The 21,133-nt window shown below is 53.2% G+C and carries 16 protein-coding genes; all 16 read left to right on the top strand.

The genetic code is table 11. The features are described 5' to 3' along the window. The first annotated feature begins 295 nt into the window (after nucleotides 1–295). The 16 genes from BUA65_RS04875 to BUA65_RS04800 all read left to right on the top strand — a co-directional run bounded on the left by BUA65_RS04875 (nucleotide 296) and on the right by BUA65_RS04800 (nucleotide 21,130). Complete coding sequence (locus tag BUA65_RS04875; RefSeq protein WP_165613192.1) at nucleotides 296–736, top strand: Fur family transcriptional regulator; 441 nt, start codon at nucleotides 296–298, stop codon at nucleotides 734–736. Nucleotides 737–1,033: 297 nt separating this feature from the next. Next, nucleotides 1,034–3,055: an anaerobic carbon-monoxide dehydrogenase catalytic subunit gene (cooS, locus tag BUA65_RS04870; RefSeq protein WP_072867652.1), complete on the top strand. Its 2,022-nt coding sequence runs from the start codon at nucleotides 1,034–1,036 to the stop codon at nucleotides 3,053–3,055. A gap of 24 nt (nucleotides 3,056–3,079) precedes the next feature. Beyond that, nucleotides 3,080–5,278 carry an acetyl-CoA decarbonylase/synthase complex subunit alpha/beta gene (gene acsB, locus BUA65_RS04865; RefSeq protein WP_114281459.1) on the top strand — a complete coding sequence of 733 codons (2,199 nt, stop codon included), beginning with the start codon at nucleotides 3,080–3,082 and terminating at the stop codon, nucleotides 5,276–5,278. A 148-nt stretch (nucleotides 5,279–5,426) separates the two neighbouring features. Further along, nucleotides 5,427–6,764, top strand: coding sequence for an acetyl-CoA decarbonylase/synthase complex subunit gamma (gene acsC, locus BUA65_RS04860; protein WP_072867650.1), 1,338 nt, complete (start codon nucleotides 5,427–5,429; stop codon nucleotides 6,762–6,764). Nucleotides 6,765–6,910: 146 nt separating this feature from the next. Then, entirely contained in the window at nucleotides 6,911–7,669 is a 759-nt protein-coding gene (locus BUA65_RS04855; protein ID WP_072867648.1) for an ATP-binding protein, read from the top strand. A gap of 42 nt (nucleotides 7,670–7,711) precedes the next feature. Next, nucleotides 7,712–8,662, top strand: coding sequence for an acetyl-CoA decarbonylase/synthase complex subunit delta (locus BUA65_RS04850; RefSeq protein WP_072867646.1), 951 nt, complete (start codon nucleotides 7,712–7,714; stop codon nucleotides 8,660–8,662). 28 nt (nucleotides 8,663–8,690) lie between these two features. Then, nucleotides 8,691–9,485 carry a methyltetrahydrofolate cobalamin methyltransferase gene (locus tag BUA65_RS04845; RefSeq protein WP_072867645.1) on the top strand — a complete coding sequence of 265 codons (795 nt, stop codon included), beginning with the start codon at nucleotides 8,691–8,693 and terminating at the stop codon, nucleotides 9,483–9,485. 236 nt (nucleotides 9,486–9,721) lie between these two features. Beyond that, complete coding sequence (locus tag BUA65_RS04840; protein ID WP_072867643.1) at nucleotides 9,722–11,731, top strand: CoB--CoM heterodisulfide reductase iron-sulfur subunit A family protein; 2,010 nt, start codon at nucleotides 9,722–9,724, stop codon at nucleotides 11,729–11,731. A gap of 17 nt (nucleotides 11,732–11,748) precedes the next feature. Then, complete coding sequence (locus BUA65_RS04835; protein ID WP_207543854.1) at nucleotides 11,749–12,303, top strand: 4Fe-4S dicluster domain-containing protein; 555 nt, start codon at nucleotides 11,749–11,751, stop codon at nucleotides 12,301–12,303. Between the two features lie 22 nt (nucleotides 12,304–12,325). Then, on the top strand, nucleotides 12,326–13,216 hold the full coding sequence (locus BUA65_RS04830; protein ID WP_072867641.1) for a CoB--CoM heterodisulfide reductase iron-sulfur subunit B family protein: 891 nt from the start codon (nucleotides 12,326–12,328) through the stop codon (nucleotides 13,214–13,216). 84 nt (nucleotides 13,217–13,300) lie between these two features. Beyond that, nucleotides 13,301–13,720 carry a hydrogenase iron-sulfur subunit gene (locus BUA65_RS04825; protein WP_165613194.1) on the top strand — a complete coding sequence of 140 codons (420 nt, stop codon included), beginning with the start codon at nucleotides 13,301–13,303 and terminating at the stop codon, nucleotides 13,718–13,720. 129 nt (nucleotides 13,721–13,849) lie between these two features. Then, a complete protein-coding gene (locus BUA65_RS04820; RefSeq protein ID WP_072867640.1) occupies nucleotides 13,850–14,812 on the top strand; it encodes a 4Fe-4S dicluster domain-containing protein in 963 nt (320 codons plus the stop codon). Nucleotides 14,813–14,819: 7 nt separating this feature from the next. Beyond that, nucleotides 14,820–15,842, top strand: a complete 1,023-nt coding sequence (locus BUA65_RS04815; RefSeq protein ID WP_072867678.1) for a 4Fe-4S dicluster domain-containing protein — start codon at nucleotides 14,820–14,822, stop codon at nucleotides 15,840–15,842. Further along, on the top strand, nucleotides 15,839–16,678 hold the full coding sequence (locus BUA65_RS04810) for an FAD/NAD(P)-binding protein (protein WP_072867638.1): 840 nt from the start codon (nucleotides 15,839–15,841) through the stop codon (nucleotides 16,676–16,678). Before BUA65_RS04815 ends, BUA65_RS04810 begins: the two co-directional genes overlap by 4 nt. Before the next feature lie 115 nt (nucleotides 16,679–16,793). Further along, nucleotides 16,794–18,017: a (Fe-S)-binding protein gene (locus BUA65_RS04805; RefSeq protein WP_072867636.1), complete on the top strand. Its 1,224-nt coding sequence runs from the start codon at nucleotides 16,794–16,796 to the stop codon at nucleotides 18,015–18,017. A gap of 107 nt (nucleotides 18,018–18,124) precedes the next feature. Beyond that, entirely contained in the window at nucleotides 18,125–21,130 is a 3,006-nt protein-coding gene (locus tag BUA65_RS04800) for a CoB--CoM heterodisulfide reductase iron-sulfur subunit A family protein (RefSeq protein ID WP_072867634.1), read from the top strand. The last annotated feature ends 3 nt before the right edge of the window (nucleotides 21,131–21,133 follow it).

The following is a 21,133-nucleotide window of genomic DNA, read 5'->3' as shown; positions in this document are numbered from 1 at the left end:
TGCCTGAATGGGTAGTACATGAATTCGCCAACGCTCGCAGAGGGCCATGGCGGATGGCCCACGGGCCAATGAACAGAGCCCTGGGCAACGCCTACTGGCAGTCCCAGGGCCTGATGAGCTTAACCGAACGCTATCAAAGTCTTCGTCAAGCTTGGTGAACCGCCGGATGCGGACCCGCATGTCCGGTGGTGTGAGAGGACGGGGGCTAGCCGCCCCCTCCTACTCGATTACCCTTTTTTAAATAACATATGACCATAAGTTGCGGGGAGCTGTTTAAAGAAAAGAGGTGAGTTCCTTGGAGAAAGGAACGGCCGTAAGAATCGAACGTTTGAAAAAGAATGGAATACGACTAACTGTTCAGCGGGAAGTGATTTTAAACGCTTTAATGGCCAAGAGCAGTGAGCATCCCAGTGCGGAAGATTTATACGAGGAAGCCAGGCAAAAATGCCCCGGCATCGGGCGGGCTACCGTTTACCGCACGCTAAGGCTTTTCCATCGGTTGGGTTTGGTACGTCGCCTGCAGCTTATGGACGGTTCCTTCCGTTACGAAATAAACGGTGATCCCCACGCCCATTTCATTTGCCTGGGCTGTGGCCAGGTTTTTGAACTGGAAGGCCCACCGGTGGTGGAATTGCCTCCTTCCCAAAGACAGGATTTTCAAATTATCGGAGCTTCCTTGAAGCTTTTTGGTTTTTGCTCGCAATGCCGCGCACAGGGGCAAAAAGTGCCTTCTTAGGCCTGTCTTAGTGAAACTATGTTAAAGAATATATACCCTTATAAATCGAACATAAATTCATTACATGCCTTGAGGGGGAAGAATATGGTCATAATTAACATTTGTCCGTTAGTCGAGCCTCTGGTAAAGTAGAACTAATAATCACAATGTTTTACTAAATCTTAAATTATCGCGGAGGGGGGGCGCATTTACGTACAGCCCGGGAGAAAAAGGTTCAAAGGGACGGGAAAAGCTTTATCGGTGGTTTTTAACGTCTTCCTGCAATTAACCTGTTTAATGTTTAAGGAGGTCAGATAAATGCCAAGGTTTAGGGATCCCCAGCTAACCAGCCGGCCTTCGGACAAAACCCCGCGGGTCATTGATCCCAAGAGTGTCAGACGGTCTGTTGATCCGGCGGTCCTGGAAATGATTGATGTAGCCCAGGAGCAGGGTGTGATCACCGCCTTTGACCGGGTGGTGGCCCAGCAACCCCAGTGCCAGTTTGGCTATAAGGGCATCTGTTGTCGTATTTGTATGATGGGTCCCTGCCGGATTAAAGCGGAAGAAGGACCGGCGAGCAGGGGTATATGCGGTGCCAATTCCTGGACGATTGTGGCTCGCAGTGTGGGCGTAATGATCCTCACCGGTTGTGCCTCCCATGCTCAGCATGGCAACCATATAGCCCATACGCTGGAAATGATTGCCGAAGGTAAAGCTCCCGACTATTCCATTAAGGACCCCGAGAAGCTGGTGCGCATTTGTAAGAAAGTGGGGATTGAAACCGAAGGTAAAGAAACTCTGACCCTGGCGAAGGAGCTGGCTGAAACAGCCATGGAGGACTTCCGTCGCCTGAAGGGAGAAGGGGAATCCACCTGGGTAGTCAAGCAGCAAATACCTGCCCGGGTAGAAAGGTACAGAAGCCATATGGTCATGCCCCACGGGATTCATGCTACCATTTCCGACCTGGTTACCCAGGCCCACGTGGGGATGGATAACGACCCGGTAAACCTGGTATTCAGCGCCGTACGGGTTGGCCTGGCCGACCTGGCCGGCAAGTGGATTGCCACCGATCTTTCCGACATTATTTTCGGTACTCCCCAACCTGTTGTCAGTGAAGCCAATATGGGGGTTTTAGATCCCAAAAAGGTCAATATCGTTGTGCACGGCCATAATCCCCTTTTGAGCGAAATGATCGTGGCTGCGGCCCGGGAATTGGAAGATGAAGCCAGAGCCGCCGGCGCGGCCGGTATTAACCTGGCCGGTATTTGTTGTACGGGAAACGAAGTGCTCATGCGCCAGGGAATTCCCATCGTGACCTCCTTTTCCTCCCAGGAACTGGCCATCTGTACCGGTGCTGTTGATGCCATGGTGGTGGACGTGCAGTGTATCATGCCCGGTTTAAACACGGTGGCCCAGTGCTTTGGAACCAGGTTGATTACCACTTCGGATATTGTGAAGATTCCCGGCAGCATGCACATTGACTACCAGGAAGCAACGGCCATGGCCAACGCTAAAGACGTGATCCGCCAGGCTATTGAAGCCTTTAAAGAACGGGGCACTCGCCCGGTACACATTCCCAATGTAAAGAACAAAGTGGTGGCAGGCTGGAGTTTGGAAGCTATCTTTGAATTGTTCAAAACTGTCAACCCCGATAACCCCGTGCGGGTGCTTAACGAAGCTATCCTTTCCGGGGAACTGAAGGGCGTCATCCTTATGGCCGGGTGCAACAACCTGAAAACCTTCCAGGATCAGGCCCACCTGGAAATCACCAAAGCCATGCTGAAAAATGACGTTTTTGTTATTTCCACCGGTTGTAATGCCCAGGCGTGCGCGAAGGCGGGCCTGATGGATCCGGCCAAAGTGGATGAGTTCTGTGGTCCCGGATTGAAGAAATTCTTCCGGCGTATCAGTGAAAAGGCCGATCTGAAATACGGCCTGCCGCCGGTATTCCACATTGGTTCCTGTGTCGACAACTCCCGGGCGGCCGAACTCCTGATGCTGATGGCCGAAGATCTTGGCGTAGATACTCCCAAAGTACCCTTTGTCGCCTCAGCTCCGGAGGCTATGAGCGGTAAGGCCACCAGTATTGGTACATGGGCTGTAACCATCGGCCTGCCCACCCATGTGGGAACCATGCCGCCGGTGGAAGGTTCCGACCTGATTTACAGTATATTGACGCAAATTGCCAGCGATGTATTTGGCGGTTACTTTATCCTGGAACCCGATATCGAGGTGGCCATACAAAAACTGCTCAACGCACTGGAGTACCGTACCTGGAAGCTGGGTGTGCACCGTAAAGTGGCAGAAGACTTTGAAACCGCTCTCTGTCAGAACTGGTAAACCTGGGGCGGAGGAGGGAAAATAATGGCCGAAGCCATTAATTTTGACCAGATATTTGAAGGGGCTGTTGAACCGGGTAAGGAGCCGAAAAGACTTTTTAAAGAGGCCTACGAAGGGGCTATTACCGCTGTAAGTTATGCTGAGATTTTGCTCAACCAGGCTATTCGCCGGTACGGCAAGGACCACCCCGTTGGTTACCCCGATACCGCTTATTACCTGCCGGTCATTCGCTGCTTGAGCGGGGAAGAGATCAAGACCCTGGGCGACTGCGTACCGGTATTAAACCGTGTCCGGGCAGCCATGAAAGAGGAAAAAACCTTTGCCAATGCCCGCCAGTGGGGCGAAGCCACCTGGTACGCGGCGGACATTATCGAGGCCATTCGCTACCTCCAATATAGCCCGGAAAACCCCCTGCACGTTCCACCCTGGACCGGCTTTATCGGCGACCCGGTGGTACGCCAGTACGGCACCAAGATGGTGGACTGGACTATCCCCGGCGAAGTCCTGATTCTGGGTCGGGCCAGGGACCCCAAAGAACTGGCCCGGGTGGTCAACAAGTTGATGGGCATGGGCTTCATGCTTTTCCTCTGTGACGAGGTTATCGAACAACTGCTGGAGGAAGGGGTAAAACTGGGTGTGGACCTGATTGCCTACCCCCTGGGCAACTTCACTCAGGTGGTCCACTGCGCCAACTACGCCCTGCGGGCCGGCATGATGTTCGGCGGTATCAAGCCGGGTTTAAGGGATGCCCAGAGGGACTACCAGCGCCGGCGGATCCGTGCTTTCGTGCTCTACCTGGGCGAGCACGACATGGTCAAGACGGCCGCCTGCATGGGGGCAATCAACATCGGCATTCCCATTATCACCGACCAGCCCTTGCCTGAAGACAAGCAAATAAAAGACTGGTTTATCTACGAGCCGGACCTGGAAAAAGCCATCCAGCTGGGCATGGAGCTGCGCGAAATCAAGATTACCAGCATAGACATTGATGCACCCATCACCGTCGGCCCGGCTTTCGAGGGTGAGTCCATCCGCAAGAAGGACATGTATGTGGAATTCGGCGGCACCAGGACGCCCAGCTTCGAACTGGTGCGCATGGTCGGCCCGGACGAAGTGGAAGACGGCAAGGTGGAGGTTATTGGTCCCGACATCGACACCGCACAACCGGGAAGCGCCATGCCCCTGGGCATCATCGTGGATGTTTACGGGCGTAAGATGCAGGAAGATTTTGAGCCCGTGCTGGAACGGCGCATCCACTACTTCACCAACTACGGGGAAGGCCTGTGGCACGTGGCCCAGCGGGATATCATGTGGGTGCGCATAAGCAAGGGGGCTTTTGAAAAAGGCTTCCGCTTAAAGCACCTGGGCAATATCCTCTACGCCAAGTTCAAGTCGGAATTTGCCGCGGTGGTGGACCGGGTGCAGGTAACCATTTACACCGACGAGCAAAAGGTTCTGGAGATGCGGGAACTGGCCCGGCAGTACTACAAGAAACGGGACGACCGGCTCAAAGAACTGCGGGATGAAACGGTCGACACCTTCTATTCCTGCACCCTCTGCCAGTCCTTCGCCCCCACCCACGTGTGCATTGTTCCTCCCGAACGGACGGGCCTGTGCGGTGCGGTGAGCTGGCTGGACGCCAAGGCTTCCTATGAAATCAACCCCCACGGGCCAAACCAGCCCATCAAGCTGGAGGGGCTCATAGATCCGGTCAAAGGACAGTGGAAGTCGGTCAACGAATTTGTTCACGCCAACTCCCAGCGGACCATCGAGGTGGTCAACTTCTATACCATCATGGAATATCCCATGACTTCCTGCGGCTGCTTCGAATGCATCCTGGCCATGGTGCCGGAGTGTAACGGCTTTATGGTGGTCAACCGGGAACACGGCGGCATGACCCCCTCGGGGATGACCTTCTCCACCATGGCCGGCACCATTGGCGGCGGTGCCCAGATGCCCGGGTTCATGGGTATCAGTAAGAGCTACCTGGCATCCCGCAAGTTTGTCCCGGCCGACGGCGGCCTAGCCCGGGTGGTGTGGATGCCCAAGGCACTGAAAGACCAGCTGCGGCCGCAACTGGAAGAAGCCGCCGAAGCAGCCGGCCTGGGCAAGGACTTTGTGGATAAGATTGCCGATGAAACCGTGGGTACCAGCGGCGAAGAGATCCTGCCCTTCCTGGAGGAGAAGGGGCATCCGGCCCTGACCCTCCCGCCGCTGCTTTAAACAACCTAAATCGCTCAATATTAATATCGCTCAATATTAATTCAGGATGTAGAAACAAGCATATTTTCGGAGGATACCTGTATAATACAGGTGTCCTCCGGATATGTGTTAATTAAATTAATTACGAGAAAGAAAGGGGAAAAGGAGAATGGGTTTAACAGGTTTAGAAATTTTTAAGCAACTGCCCAAGACCAACTGCAAGGACTGTGGTCACCCGACCTGCCTGGCCTTTGCCATGGCCATGGCGGCCGGTAAAGCTGGTCTCGACCAGTGCCCCCACGTAAGTGAAGCAGCAAAGGAAGCCCTGGGCGCTGCTTCCGCTCCGCCAGTGGCCCTGGTAAAGATTGGCACAGGCGAAAAAGAGCTGACGCTGGGTAATGAAACCGTGCTCTTCCGCCACGACAAGCGCTTTGAACATCCCACGGGAATTGCCATCACTGTGAGCGACACCGCCGGCGAAGAAGAAATTGCCGCCCGAGTAGGCCAGATCAACAAGCTGGTCTTTGACCGGGTTGGACAGCTCCACAGTGTGAACGTGGTAGCCGTTACAAATGATTCCGGTGATGCGGATAAGTTTGTCGCAGCAGTGAAGGTGGCGGCTGAAAACACCGCATATCCCCTGATCTTGATTACCGAAGACATGGTGGCTATGGAAAAAGCTCTGGAAGTTGTGGGCAGCAAGAAGCCGCTGCTGTGCGGGGCTACCGCAGCCAACTACGAAGGTATGACTGCGCTGGCCAAGAAGTATGAGGCCCCCATGGTGGTCAAGGGAGCTGACCTCAATGGACTGGCTGAATTAGTGGAAAAGGTAGTGGCCCTGGGTTACAAACAACTGATTCTGGATTCAGGCGCTCGGGAAGTCCATAAGGTCCTGGCCGACCAGACCCAGATCCGCCGCCAGGCTTTGAAGCGTTTCCGCCCCTTTGGCTATCCCACCATTACCTTTGTTACCAACGAAGATCCCATTCAGGCCGTGGCCGATGCCGCAGTGTACATTTGTAAGTATGCGGGGATTGTAGTGCTTCAAACGGCCGATCCGGCGGACATTTTGCCGTTGATCACCCTGCGCCTGAACATTTACACCGACCCTCAAAAACCAATCGCCGTGGAATCCAAGATTTACGAGATTGGCAATCCAGGCCCCGATTCTCCGGTTTACATTACCACCAACTTCTCCCTTACCTATTTCTGTGTGGCCGGGGACGTGGAAGCCAGCCGCGTACCGGGTTATATTCTCCCCGTAGATACCGACGGTATTTCCGTTCTTACCGGGTGGGCAGCCGGAAAATTCACCGCCGAGAAAATTGCCGAGATGCTCAAAAACTCTGGCATTGCCGAAAAGGTATCCCATCGCAAGGTAATCATCCCCGGGGGGGTGGCCGTGCTGAGCGGCAAGCTCCAGGAGCTCTCCGGCTGGGAAGTACTGGTGGGACCGCGGGAATCTGCAGGTATTCCTTCCTTCCTGAAGCAACGCTGGAACGCCTAGCCAGGGCTGGTTAGCTGGCTCTGGCGGTATACGGTGGCTGGTCGGGCGCTTTTCACTGTGTGGGTACTGCCTGGTAAAAAGTTACCGCTCCTGCTAGCTGACCTGGATACTTCGCAACAATAAACACCAGAAGGGAAGTGGTACTCATGGCCTTTACCATTGCCATTGCCGGTAAAGGTGGAACGGGCAAGACCACTCTGGCCGCCCTTTTAATCAGACAGCTGATCCAGGCAGGTAAGGGGCCCGTCCTGGCTGTGGATGCCGACGCCAACGCCAACCTGCACGAAGCCCTGGGTATCGAGGTGGAAGATACCATCGCGGACATTATGGCCCGGATCAACAACAATCTGGAACCGCTTCCGGCGGGCATGACCAAAGACCAGTACGTAGCTTTCCGGATACACCAGTCTTTAGCCGAAGGAGATGAAGTGGATCTCCTGGTAATGGGTGGCCCCGAAGGGCCGGGTTGTTATTGCTACGTTAATAATCTGGTGCGGGGTTTCATGCAGGAACTGAGCAACAATTACCCGTTTGTAGTTATGGATAACGAAGCAGGTCTGGAACATTTGAGCCGGCGTACCACACAGAATGTGGACATTCTCTTTGTAACCAGCGACGCCAGCGCCCGGGGTATCCGCTCAGCCGGCCGGGTAAAGGAGCTGGTGGAATCCCTGGCCCTGGAGATCAAAAAAATGTACCTGGTGGTAACCAAAGTTAGTGATGGTTCAGTGGAAGCCCTGCAGGAAGAGATCCAGAAAACAGGCCTGGAATTAATTGGCGCTGTTCCACAGGATGAGCAGGTTTTCCAGTATGACCTGCAAGGCAGGCCACTGGTCGAGCTACCCAACGATTCCCTGGTAGTTGCTGCCGTTACGGAGATAATGCGTAAAACAGCCATCCTTTAATTTCATGCACTTACTTAATCTAAGGAGAAAGGAGCGTCTATCATGGCCGTTACCATAGCCAAAGAAAGATGGACCAACAAGGTTGCAGAAGTGGTTTTGGGAACCGAGCCGAACATCGTTAAAATCGGGGGCGAGAGTACCCTGCCCTTCCTGCACTTCGAAGGAGAAATGCCCAACCGGCCTGCAGTGGCCCTGGAAGTCTGGGATATGGAACCCACAAACTGGCCGGAAATCCTGACCAGCGCCTACGCCGGTGTATTAAACGACCCTGTGGCTTGGGCAAAAAAGTGTGTGGAATACGGGGCAGATCTGGTCTGCCTGACTATGGTCAGTGCTCACCCGGACAATAAAAATACCAGCCCGGAGGAGTGCGCCCAAGTGGCCAAGGCGGTAGCAGATGCCGTAAATGTTCCCTTGATCATCCTTGGCTGCGGTATAGAAGAAAAAGACGCCCAGGTACTGGAAAAGGTGGCCGAGAACCTGTCCGGCCGGAACTTCCTCCTGGGTTGTGCAACGCAGGAAAACTACAAGACAATTACTGCCGCCTGCATAGTGCACGGCCACAACATTATTGCTTCCAGCCCACTAGACATCAACCTGGAAAAGCAGTTGAACATTTTAATTACGGAAATGAACCTAGCAGCCAACCGCATTATCATTGACCCCTCGGTGGGCGCCCTGGGTTACGGTATCGAATACGCCTATTCCATCATGGAACGGACCCGCATCGGTGCCCTAACGGGCGATAAAATGATGGCCATGCCCGTCATCTGCCTACTGGGCCAGGAGGTTTGGAAAACCAAGGAGGCCAAAAGTACCACGGAGGAGGCACCGGAATGGGGGAACCAGGAACGCCGGGCCATCCTCTGGGAAGTAACCACTGCCGTGGCCTTTGCCCAGGCGGGCGGGTCCCTGTTTGTCATGCGGCATCCGGAATCTCTCAAACAATTCCGGGCCCACATTGACAAGTTGATGCAGTCCAATACCTATTAATTAAAAAAGTAAAGGAAGGTGTTAAAAAATGATCCTCATTGGTGAGCGGATCAATGGTATGTTTAAGGATATCCGGGAAGCCATATTAAACAAGGACCCGGAACCCATCCGTTACTGGGCCAAACGCCAGTATGAAAACTGTGCCGCTTACCTGGACATTAACACCGGCCCCACCGTGGACCCCAAGGACCAGCCGGCGGTAATGGAGTGGTTGGTGAAGGTCGCCCAGGAAACTGTGCCCCTGCCCTGCTGCATTGACTCGACAAACCCGGAAGCCATCGAGGCCGGCTTAGCCGTACACAAGGGCAAGGCCATGATCAACTCAACCAGCGCCGACCAGTGGAAAATGGATATTTATTTCCCCATGGCCAAAAAATACAATGCTGCTATCATTGGCCTGGCCATGAATGAAAAGGGCGTACCCAAGAGTGCGGCCGACCGGGTAGCCCTGGCCATGGAAATTGTAGTCAATGCCGACGCCCATGGCATCCCTATGGAAGATCTCTACATTGACCCCTTAATGCTGCCCTGCAACGTGGCTCAGGACCACGGACCCGAAGTGCTGGAAGCCATCCGCCAGATCAAGACCCTGGCTGATCCACCGCCCCGGACCACCCTGGGCCTCAGTAACTCTTCGCAACGTTGCACCAACCGGCATCTTATCAACCGGACCTTCTTAATTATGTGCATGGCTGTGGGACTCGATTCGGCCATAGCCGACGTGGAGGACCAGGAACTGCTGGATGCCGTGGCTGCCGCCAATATCCTCCTGAATAAGGACATTTACTGCGATTCCTTCTTAAAGACTTTCAGGCAGCGGTAGGGTATACATCTAAAGGGGAAAGCGGTCGCTCGCAGGCCGTTTTCCCCTTGGTTTGTTTCAAAAATTTTTAAGGACAATTGCAGGATTTGCAAGGTCTATGGACGAATTATATTACCTGTATTCACAAGAGCCGCAAAGAGCCGCACGATTAAAATCCCTCATGCCACGAGTTGAAGGTAGCCTAAAAAACAAAAGTCGCACGCGCTCTTATTTTGTTCTTGTCGGGAGGGGATATAGTGCCTAGGATTGGCGTCTACATCTGCCATTGTGGCGAGAATATCGCCGGTGCTGTGAATGTGGAAGAGGTGAGAAAATACGCCGAAAATCTCCCCGGCGTAGTCGTTGCACGGAACTATCTTTTCATGTGCTCGGATCCGGGCCAGGAATTAATCAAGCAGGATATCAGGAACGGGCTCATTGACCGGGTGGTGGTGGCAGCCTGTACTCCCCGCACACACGAGCCGATTTTCCGCAAGACGGTGGAGGACGGGGGGCTCAACAAGTACCTCCTCGAAATGGCGAACATTCGTGACCAGGATAGCTGGCCGCACTGGCACGACAAGGAAGGTGCCACTGAAAAAGCGAAGAAACTGGTTGCCAGCGCCGTAGCAAAGGCAGCTTTTCTGGAGCCGCTGGAGGACAGGTTTGTGGAAGTAACGCGTGCGTCGCTGGTCGTTGGCGGTGGCGTGGCCGGCATGTTTGCAGCGCTCGATCTAGCCAATATGGGCTATAAGGTTTACCTGGTGGAGAAAAGCCCCTCCTTGGGGGGCAACATGGCCAAGTTGGATAAGACATTTCCCACCAATGACTGCTCGGCCTGCATCCTGACCCCCATCATGGTACAGGTGGGAACCCATCCAAATATTGAGCTTCTGACTTACTCCGAAGTAGAATCCGTCGAAGGATCCATCGGCAACTTCAAAGTAAAGGTAAGAAAGAAACAGACGTATATTGACTGGGACAAGTGTACCGGATGCGGTGACTGCGTGAATGCCTGCCCGGCCAAGGTGCCCAACGAGTTTAACGAGGGTATGGATAACCGCAAGGCCATTTATATTGAGTTTCCGCAGGCCGTACCAAAACGGGCGGTTGTGGATATTGAGCACTGCCTTAGCTGCGCGAAGCGTACTATCGGTACCCAGCCAAGGATCCACTCCAAGACTGGCGAGCCCATCCTTGCCCCGTGTGAGAAAGCATGCAAAACAGGTGCGTGTGACCGTTCGAGAGAGTATAACCCGGAAGGTGAAATCGTCGAGCTCAACGTGGGTACCATCATTGTGGCAACCGGTTACAAGGTAATGGATAAAGCGCCGTTTAAAGAGTATTCCCCGCAATCGCCCAACGTTATCACTGCCATGCAACTCGAGCGTATCCTATCGGCTACCGGTCCCACAGAAGGTCATTTTCACCGCCCGTCGGACGGTGAAAAACCCGAGACCATCGCCTTTATCTCTTGTGTTGGCAGCCGGGATAAAAGGTACCACACCTATTGCTCGAAAGTCTGCTGTATGTATATGCTCAAGGAAGCCCGCTTGATCAAAGAGAAGTACCCTGAAACTAATATTTACATTTTCTTTATTGATGTGCGCACCGGCGGTAAAGACTTCGAGGAGTACTACAACTACTGCCGTAATCTCGGTATCAAGATGCTCCGCGGCCGCGTCGGGGCGGTGGATGAACTACCAGGCGACAGGTTAAGGGTACGCGCCTACGACGTAGACTTGGGTGCACCCGTAGAGTTGGAGGCCGACTTGGTGGTCCTGGCTACTGCTATCGAGCCTGCTCCGGACCTCGATGAACTTGGCCGGAAGCTGGGTATTACGTGCGGCAGTGAAGGGTTCTTAAAGGAGATGCACACCAAGCTTTATCCCGTGGAAACGCCGGTGAAGGGTATTTACATCGCCGGGTGTGCACAGGGTCCCAAAGACATTCCCGAATCGGTGTCACAGGCGCGGGCCGCTTCCTCAGCAGCCGCAGTACCCCTCACTTTAGGCAAGGTAATTGTAGAACCGCTGATTTCGGAAGTGAACCAGAGGAAGTGCACCGGCTGCGGTACTTGCGTGCAACTGTGTCCGTACTCGGCCATCAGCCTGGTGGAGGATAAAGGAAGGTCGCGGTCTAAAATTGACGAAGCCATGTGTGCCGGCTGTGGCGTATGTGCAGCGGCATGCCCGTCGGGAGTCATCACATTGCACGGCTTCACCAATGCCCAGATTCATGCACAAATTAAAGCTTTAGCCTGCTGAGTTCGGGGGTGATACGAGTGTCTAGCGAACAAGCAGCAAGGGGGGTAATCAACCTCTCTGAAAGCGATTCCAGTCTAGTTAATGAAATCAAAGAGCTAGGCGGCGAGGAATTGATGGAATGCATCCAGTGCGCCAAGTGCGCCGCCGCCTGCCCTATGGTGCTGGCTGGCTTTCCCTTTTTCAACAAGCGGATTATTCAAGCGATTTTCCTGGGACTGCGCGACGCACTGCTGGACGATTCATCTATTTGGGCTTGTCAGTCCTGCAATCGCTGCACCGAAGTGTGTCCGCGGGAGGTCAACCCCTTTGAAATCATTCAAGCCATGCGGCGAGTAGCAATAAGGGAGTTTGCCCTGCCCACCCTTTCCATTGAAGGTCTTAAATCCCTATACGATACCGGCCATGCCGTTTATCTGGCGGGAGCCGGAAACACGCGGGTAAAAGTTGGCCTGCCGGAAAAGCCGCCTTCCACGGTCGCGAACCCGGATGCTTTGAAAGAGTTGCAGGCAGTCATACGGAAAACAGCCCTGGCCGACCTGGGGATTATCCCCATGGATGAGCCCGGCGTATAAGGAAACTTGCGAGGTGTAGCCAATGAAGGTAGGTTTTTTTGTCGGCTGCAACACGGCGTTTAATAGACCAGATTTAGAGCAGGCGGTACGGTATGCGTTCCCGGCACTAGGAATTGAACTGGACAATCTTGAAGGACAGTCGTGCTGTCCCAGTTGGGGAACGATGCCTTCCGTAGACGTGGTGGGCTGGTGCGCCGTAGGAGCTAGAAACCACACCATAGCTGAAGAAAAAGGCCTGGATATAGTCACCGTATGCGGCAGCTGTTACGGCAGCTTGGCTGAATCAAAGTACAAGATGGATACCCACCCGGAGATAAAGGCCCAGGTCAACGAGATTCTTAAGGATATTGGCAGGGAATATAAGGGAACCAGCAATGTCAGGCTTACTTTCTATTACCTGTACCATGAGCTTGGGCCTGATAAGATTAAAGAAGCCGTCAAACATAAACTCGACGGCCTTACAGTGGCCCTTCAGCCCGGCTGCCACACTCTCTGGCCAAGCAAAGTTTATTATGACAAAGAAGAAGATACCTTCCACCCCAGGGTGCTGAAGGAAATGTGTGAGGCCTTGGGCGCTACGGTTGGTCATTATACCCGCTTGATTGACTGTTGTGGCATGGGTGCTATGCGGAGCACCGACATGGAAAAATCCTTCAAGCTTGTTGAGAAAAAGCTTATCTCCATGAAAAACGAGGTTAATCCCGACCTGATCATTACCGGTTGCAGTTCCTGCTTGATCCAGTTAGATACAGCCCAGGATCTTCTACGCAGCAGTAAAAAGATTAATTTCGAGATTCCCGTCCTCCATTTCATGCAGGTCCTGGCGTTATGCCTGGGAGCCGATCCGGAGAGGGTTACCGGTCTAGCAAAAACGGATGTAAGTCGCGTTGTAAACAGGATTTTGGAAGGATGATGAAAGACCATCTCGGCCTTTAACAACCCAACTTTTCTCAGCTCTCTGGCTTTTCTTTGGTAGTGAAAGGAGTGAAAAATGGTAATGCGGACAGAGTTTGAACCAAAAATTATTGCCTTTTTATGTAACTGGTGCAGTTACGCAGGTGCAGACCTTGCCGGGTCTCTCAGGTTCCAGTACCCTCCAAATGTGACGATTATTAGGGTGCCCTGCTCTGGAAGGGTTTCTCCGTTATTTATACTGAAAGCCCTTTTTGCCGGCGCTGACGGCGTGCTGGTTGGCGGGTGACACCTTGGAGACTGCCACTATGGTAGTGGCAATTATAACGCTGAACGGCGCACCAAGATCACCCAGCGGCTTTTAGATTCACTGGGAATTGAGCGGGAGCGGCTCCGGTTGGCCTGGATTTCCGCTTCGGAAGGGGCTAAGTTTGCCGAAACGGTAAGAGATTTCACTACTCAGCTACAGGAGTTGGGACCCAACCCATTGCGTATTACAGCCTAAAGCTTCCTTAAATGCAGGAGGAAAGATTAAAGCCTATGGAAAGGAAATCTAGAGGCAAACGGAGTACTTACCTCGGTCAAGGAACCGAGTCCCAATAAAGGTCGGGTCGAGAAGGCGGGGTGTTATAAAATGAACGAATTAACTAGGGCGATTCAAGAAACGGCACAAAAGCTCCTGCAAAACAAGGAAGTTGAACTAGTGGTGGGTTTTGCAGAGGGGAGCCTCCCTTTGCGCAATACCCCCTGTTTTGTTCGCCAACCAGAGGAGGCACAAAGGCTGGTCTGGGGTTACGGCTGTGAAAACAACCTGGCTAACTACCTCCGTAAAAGGCCAGAAAAAGTGGCCGTGGTAGCTAAGGGTTGCGACAGCCGCTCCATAGTAGAGCTTATAAAAGAAAACCAGATCGACCGCGATAAGCTGGTGGTTATTGGTGTACCTTGCCGGGGCACGATTGACCGCAAGAAAGTAACCCGCTTACTGGCAGGGAAGGAGTTGCTGAAAGCAGAAGTAAGGGACGGCCAGGTCGTGTTAATAGGAAAAGAATTTGGCGAAACTGTTCCCCTTGAACAATTGCTTTACGATACCTGTTTAAACTGCCAACACCCTAATCCGGTGTTGTTCGACATCATGATGGGCGAACCAGTTCCGGTGAAGGAAACCGAATGTTTTGCCGACGTAGCAAACTTTGAAACAAAAACACCGGCGGAAAAGCGGGCATATCTCATGCAGGAACTGTCCCGTTGTATTCGCTGCTATGCCTGCCGGCAGGCCTGCCCCATGTGCTTCTGTGAAGAATGCTTTGTCGATTGCTCTATGCCCCAGTGGCTTAGCAAGTCATCCTTGAATGTTCAGGATAACGTCTTCTTCCAGGCCGTAAGGGCACTTCACCTGGCCGGGCGCTGCGTGGACTGTGGAGCATGCGACCGTGCCTGCCCCATGGGTATTGATTTGCGCACCTTAACCCGCAAAATGGTTAAGGATGTTCAGGAGCTGTTTGGTTATACCGCCGGGGTCAGCTTGGATCTAAAACCTCCGCTAGCTGCACCAATTAATACAACAAGCCCGGCCACTTTTAATCAAGACGGGAGGTGAGAGAGTGTTGCTTGTCAATAAAGGCCAGTTTACCGATTGGCTAAATCAGTTAATACAAGTTTATCAGGTATATGCACCTGTAAAAGAGGATGACTATTTCTGCTTTAAAAAAATTAACTCTGGCGACCAGGTAACCTTGAATTATACCAACTCCAAGGTTCCCCCAAAAGAGGTTCTCTTTCCACGTTCGGAAAAACTCTTTTGCTATCGCTATGAAAACGGTGGCGTTCAATTAACAGAACAAATTGATGAAAGCAAAAAAATTATCGTTGGCTTAAGGCCCTGCGACGCCAAAAGCTTTCTCCTTCTGGACGGAGTCTTTAACAGTGACAAATATCATGATCCTTACTACCTGACAAGAAGAAACAATACCGTACTGGTAGGTCTTGGTTGTAATCAACCGGCAGCCACCTGCTTTTGCACTTCCCTGGGTGGAGGTCCTTTTGCCACCGAAGGCTTAGACCTCTTGCTGGTGGACATCGGTGACCGATACGTGGTAGAGGTGCTAACGGACAGGGGTCGAGAATTGCTTTCCGGATTGGAGCTGCCCGCCGCCGACCAGGAGGCGCAGGAAGCTGCCCGAAGAGTGAAAGAAGGTGCGGCGCTCTCTACCCAAGTTAATCTGGAAGGGCTAAAGTCCAAGTTAGATGTTATTTTCTATGACCCCATCTGGGACCTGATCCATGAAAAATGCTTGGGGTGTGCCGCCTGCACTTACACCTGTCCTACGTGCCACTGCTTTGACATTGTAGACGAGGCTGAGGGAAACGAAGGCTGCCGGATACGCAATTGGGATGCCTGCATGTTCCCGCTCTTTACCCTCCACGGCTCCGGCCACAACCCGCGCCCAACGGGTAAGGAACGGTTCCGGCAAAGGGTCATGCATAAATTCAAGTACTTCGTGGACAATTTCAACGCCATAGCCTGTGTAGGCTGCGGCAGGTGCATTATAAACTGCCCTGTTAATCTGGACATCCGGGAAGTGTTAGCGGAGATCCAGGGTTCGGAAGTGAGGTCTGATAAGCAATGAAAAACCCCTATCTTCCACTTCCCATGCGGCTAGTTAAAAACTTTGTGGAAACCGAGGACAAGCTTATTCATACCTTTACCCTGGAGTTCCTAAATGAAGAAGACGAGAAGCTATTCCAGTATTTACCCGGCCAATTTGCCGAGGTATCCGTTTTTGGTGTAGGTGAAGCTCCCTTCGGCATTGCCTCTTCACCCACAGAACCCGGGCACCTGAAGTTCTCGGTGGCCAAAGTAGGCGTGGTGACCACAACCCTACACCAACTCCCTGAAGGCACCGTCCTGGGTGTGCGGGGACCACTGGGCAACAACTATCCCATAGAGGAGTTTAAGGGCAAGAACCTGGTAGTAATTGGCGGTGGCTTTGCCTTCACCACATTAAGATCGCTGATTACCTACATTCTCCATCCCGACCACAGGGGAGACTACGGAGAACTGACGGTAATTTATGGCGCCCGCAACCCTGGCCTCTTGCTCTACAAGGACGAGCTGGCCGAATGGGAAAAGCGTCCGGACATTAATCTCGTCTGCACCATTGACCGCCCGGTAGAGGGATGGAACGGCCGGGTGGGTTTTGTACCGACAGTAACCAAGGAAGTAGCTCCTAGCGCGGAAAATGCGTACGCGGTAATTTGCGGCCCACCAGTAATGATTAAGTTCACCATGCCAGTGCTCGAGGAACTGGGCTTTGCCCCCGAGCAGATCATCATGTCCCTGGAAAACCGGATGAAATGCGGCATCGGCATGTGCGGTCGGTGTAACGTGGGCAATAAATACGTCTGTAAAGATGGTCCGATCTTTACCCGGGCACAACTTAACCAGTTGCCTAACGAATACTAGAAAGATAAAAACAACCCCGGTCTTGCGCCGGCTTAAAGGTAAGACCGGCGCAAGACCGCAGGGTTGTGTATGTGGGATGGTCAATCAAAAAGCCCCAGAGGGGAGGGTTCCTAATATGAAAGCCATCGTGGCCGCAGAACTGGATCCCACTTTTCGGGATGAGTTAGCGGAAAAGATGAAAAGTTTGGACTTTGCCAACTGTTTAGCCTGCGGTGCGTGTACGGCCGGTTGCGCTTTCTCCGACCTGCACCCCGATAATGATCCCCGCAAAATGCTGCGCAAGGTAATCCTGGGGATGCGGGAAGAAATTCTAAGAGATCCCTTCATCTGGTACTGCACCATGTGTGAACGGTGTACGGTGGAGTGCCCCATGTGCGTGAACATTGCTGCCGTTACCAGGGCCATTCGCGGCAATTTCCGCACCGATTCACCAGGTTTCCTCCAAAAGGTGGTTGACGACACCATCAGGTCCGGCAACCAGATGGATGTACAGCCCGATGAATACATGGAAACACTGGAGTGGCTCCAGGAAGAACTGCAGGCTGAACTGGGTGATCCTGATTATCGCATTCCTATTGATGTGGAGGGAGCCGACTTTCTCTTTGGCTTCAACGCCCGGGAGGTAAAGTATTACCCCAACGAGTTGCAGAACATCCTGAAGATTTTCTATGCCGCCGGGGCCAATTATACCCTGAGCTCCCAAAAGTGGGATGCCACTAACCTGGCCCTTTTCAGTGGTAAGGACGAAGATTTCTGGAAAATCACTGAACCAATGCTTCAGGAAGTGGTACGGCTAAAGACCAAGGAATTGGTTGTTACTGAATGCGGCCACGCCTTCCGTTCCGTACGCTGGGGTTACCGCACCTTCTGGAAGGGACCGCAGTTCCCCATCCGCAGCATTCTGGAGGTCTTGGACGAGTGGATCCAGCAAGGGCGGATTAAGCTGGACCCCACCAAGAACCCCGAACCGGTCACTCTCCATGATCCCTGCAACCTGGTGCGCAAGGAAGGGGTAGTAGAACCGCAGCGCCGGGTATTGAAGGCTGCAGTAATGGACTTCCGGGAAATGTTTCCCAACGGCCGGTGGAATTATTGCTGCGGTGCCGGAGGCGGTGCTCTGGCCATGCCTGAATATACGGAACAGCGTTTAATTAAGGGCAAGCGCAAGGTGGACCAGCTTTTGGCCACAGGAGCTAAAATTGTGGCTATTCCCTGCCACAACTGCATGGACCAGTTCAACGACCTCAACAAACATTACAAGCTGGGCATGAAGATGGAACATATCTGTAGCATTGTTGAAAGAGCCTTGATTATGCCCGAAAAAAAGCCCAAAGTTTAGACCACGCCGAATACACCCACCTCTGCCCCCGGCAAAGTTAACCCCTGGGCCGGCCTGCAGGGGTGAGTATTACCACCTCCATTTTGAAAGGACGGATGTGATGTTTAATGAGCGCTAACAAAGCAGGGTCGGTACTGGTGGTGGGAGCGGGTATCGCCGGCATCCAGGCCTCCCTGGATCTTGCCGAATCGGGCTACTTGGTCTACCTGGTAGAAAGTTCTCCGGCCATTGGCGGCACCATGCCCATGCTGGATAAGACCTTTCCCACCAACGACTGTTCCATGTGCATCCTTTCCCCCAAACTGGTGGAATGCGGCCGTCACCTGAATATCAAAACCTACACCTGCGCAGATGTGGTGGACGTGCAGGGCGAGCCGGGGAATTTTACCGTAATCATCCGTCAACGCCCCCGCTACGTCGATGTGGATAAATGTAAGGGATGTGGCGAATGCGCCGAAGCCTGCCCCATTGATGTCCCTTCGGAGTTCGACCAGGGGATCGGGGAGCGCAAGGCCATTTATAAACCTTATGCCCAGGCTTTTCCCAACGCCTATGTCATAGATAAGGAAAACTGCATTGAGTGCGGTGCCTGCGAGGAAGCCTGCCAGGCCGGCGCCATCGACCATTCCATGGAAGAGGAAACCATTGAGCTGAATGTGGGGGCGGTGGTTCTCTGCCCGGGATTTCAGAAGTTTGACCCCTCCCAACTAACCTATTATGGTTACGGTAAATATCCCAATGTTTTGACCAGTTTGGAATTTGAACGCATTCTAAGCGCTTCCGGTCCCTTCCAGGGACATCTGGTTAGACCCTATGATAAAAAAGAACCCCGGCGCATTGCCTGGATTCAGTGCGTGGGGTCCCGAAACTGCCGGATAGACCACGGTTATTGCTCCTCGGTATGCTGCATGTATGCCATCAAGGAAGCGGTTATTGCTAAGGAACATAGCAAAGAGCCCCTGGAGACCACCATCTTTTACATGGACATGCGCACCTATGGCAAGGGTTTTGAGAAGTATTACAACCGGGCCAAGGACGAACAAGGAGTCAGGTTTATTCGTTCACGGATTTATGAAATTTCGGAAGTGGAAGACGAAAGTAAAAATCTACGCATCCGCTACGCTAATGAAGATGGCACTATCAGTGAAGAAGAGTTTGATCTGGTTGTTCTGTCCGTTGGCCTTGAACCCTCCCCGGGCGTCATGGAATTATGCCGGAAGCTGGGGCTTACACTGAACAAATACGGATTTGCGGAACCCGCCCCCCTTACCGGTGTAGGGACAAACAAACCGGGTATTTTCGTAGCCGGTGCCTTTAGCGCACCCAAAGACATCCCGGAAACGGTCATGCAGGCCAGCGCTGCCGCCGGCGCCTCGGCCAGCCTCCTGGCGGAAGCCCGGGGTACCCTGGTGAAAGAAAAGGAATTTCCGCCGGAAAAGGATGTGAGCGGGCAGGCACCGCGTATTGGTGTCTTTGTCTGCCACTGCGGTGTAAACATTGGCAGTGTGGTTAATGTACCCGAAGTGGTGGAAATGGCCAGGAATCTGCCCAACGTGGTTTATGCCGGCGAATATCTCTACGCGTGCTCCCAGGACAGCCAGGCGGCCATGAAACAAATCATTGAAGAATACGGCCTGAACCGGGTAGTGGTTGCCTCGTGCAGTCCGCGAACCCACAAGCCCCTCTTCCAGGAAACCGTCCGGGAAGCCGGTTTAAACCGGGCGCTGTTTGAAATGGCCAACATCCGTGACCAGTGCTCCTGGGTACACATGCATGAACCTGACAAGGCCACAGAAAAAGCCAAGGACCTGGTAAAAATGGTGGTGGCCAAGGCTGCCCTCCTGGAGCCGATTCCCCAGGTCGCGGCCGGCGTGACCAAAGCCGCCCTGGTCATTGGCGGCGGCGTATCGGGCATGACCAGTGCCCTTTCATTGGCCGATTTGGGTTACCGGGTACACCTGGTGGAAAAAGAGCAGCAATTGGGCGGAGTGGCCCGGCGCATCAGACACGGGTTAAAGGGTGAGGAGGTACAGTCCTTCTTAAACGATCTTGTGGCCAAAGTGATGTCCCACCCCAACATCGAGGTTCACGCAGGCACAGAAATTCAAGCCGTAGCCGGTTATGTGGGCAATTTCATCACCACCCTGACAAACGGCAAAGAACTGCAACATGGCGTGGTCATTATCGCCACGGGCGGTGTGGAATATAAACCCACGGAATATCTTTATGGCGAAAGTGACCGGGTATTTACCCAGCTGGAGCTGGAAGAAGCCCTGGTAGCGGGAGACCCGCGCATTGAGAACGCCAAGACATTTGTGCTCATCCAGTGCGTCGGCTCCCGGGAACCCGAGCGCCCCTACTGCAGCCGGGTATGCTGCGGCAAATCCGTCAAGCTGGCCTTAAAGCTCAAGGAAAAGAATCCATCAGCCAACGTATTCGTGCTCTACCGGGACATCCGCACCTATGGTTTCCTGGAGGACTATTACCAGGAAGCTCGCCGCAAGGGCGTGTTTTTCATCCGTTACAATCTTGAGAACAAGCCGCTGGTTGAAAAGGAAGACGGCTCGCTAAAGGTTACCGTAACCGACCACGTCCTGGGTGTACCGGTAGTCATTGAGGCCGATGTAATCGGACTGGCAGCAGCTATCGTGGCGCCTGAAAGCAACCGCCAGCTGAGCCAGCTCTTTAAGGTGCCTTTGAACGAAGACGGCTTCTTCCTGGAAGCCCACATGAAGTTACGGCCGGTAGACTTCACTTCTGAAGGTATTTTCATGGCCGGTTTGGCCCATGGGCCGAAAAATCTGGAGGAAAACATTGCCCAGGCCAAAGCGGCGGCGGGTAGGGCATCTACCATTCTCAGCAAGGATCATCTGGAATCCCACGGTGTGGTAGCAGTGGTGCAGCAGGATAAATGTGCTGCCTGCCTCACATGTGTCAGACTCTGTCCCTACAACGCGCCGAAAATTAGAAATTACGCCGCCGAGATTGAACCATTACTCTGCCAGGGCTGCGGCACCTGCGCCGGAGAATGTCCCAACAAGGCCATCACCCTCCAGGGTTATAAAGACCATATGCAAATGTCCATGAGCAAAGCCTTATTCAGGGAGGTGTAACCA

It is taken from the genome of Desulfofundulus thermosubterraneus DSM 16057 (assembly GCF_900142025.1).
In the GTDB taxonomy this organism is placed as follows: Bacteria; Bacillota; Desulfotomaculia; order Desulfotomaculales; family Desulfovirgulaceae; genus Desulfofundulus; species Desulfofundulus thermosubterraneus.
This window is presented reverse-complemented; position numbering and strand designations above follow the sequence as displayed.

Coding starts and splice junctions, on each gene's coding strand:
- cooS (WP_072867652.1), top strand. CDS start 1,034: ATGCCAAGGTTTAGGGATCCCCAGCTAACCAGCCGGCCTTCGGACAAA.
- acsB (WP_114281459.1), top strand. CDS start 3,080: ATGGCCGAAGCCATTAATTTTGACCAGATATTTGAAGGGGCTGTTGAA.
- acsC (WP_072867650.1), top strand. CDS start 5,427: ATGGGTTTAACAGGTTTAGAAATTTTTAAGCAACTGCCCAAGACCAAC.
- BUA65_RS04855 (WP_072867648.1), top strand. CDS start 6,911: ATGGCCTTTACCATTGCCATTGCCGGTAAAGGTGGAACGGGCAAGACC.
- BUA65_RS04850 (WP_072867646.1), top strand. CDS start 7,712: ATGGCCGTTACCATAGCCAAAGAAAGATGGACCAACAAGGTTGCAGAA.
- BUA65_RS04845 (WP_072867645.1), top strand. CDS start 8,691: ATGATCCTCATTGGTGAGCGGATCAATGGTATGTTTAAGGATATCCGG.
- BUA65_RS04830 (WP_072867641.1), top strand. CDS start 12,326: ATGAAGGTAGGTTTTTTTGTCGGCTGCAACACGGCGTTTAATAGACCA.
- BUA65_RS04820 (WP_072867640.1), top strand. CDS start 13,850: ATGAACGAATTAACTAGGGCGATTCAAGAAACGGCACAAAAGCTCCTG.
- BUA65_RS04810 (WP_072867638.1), top strand. CDS start 15,839: ATGAAAAACCCCTATCTTCCACTTCCCATGCGGCTAGTTAAAAACTTT.
- BUA65_RS04805 (WP_072867636.1), top strand. CDS start 16,794: ATGAAAGCCATCGTGGCCGCAGAACTGGATCCCACTTTTCGGGATGAG.
- BUA65_RS04800 (WP_072867634.1), top strand. CDS start 18,125: ATGAGCGCTAACAAAGCAGGGTCGGTACTGGTGGTGGGAGCGGGTATC.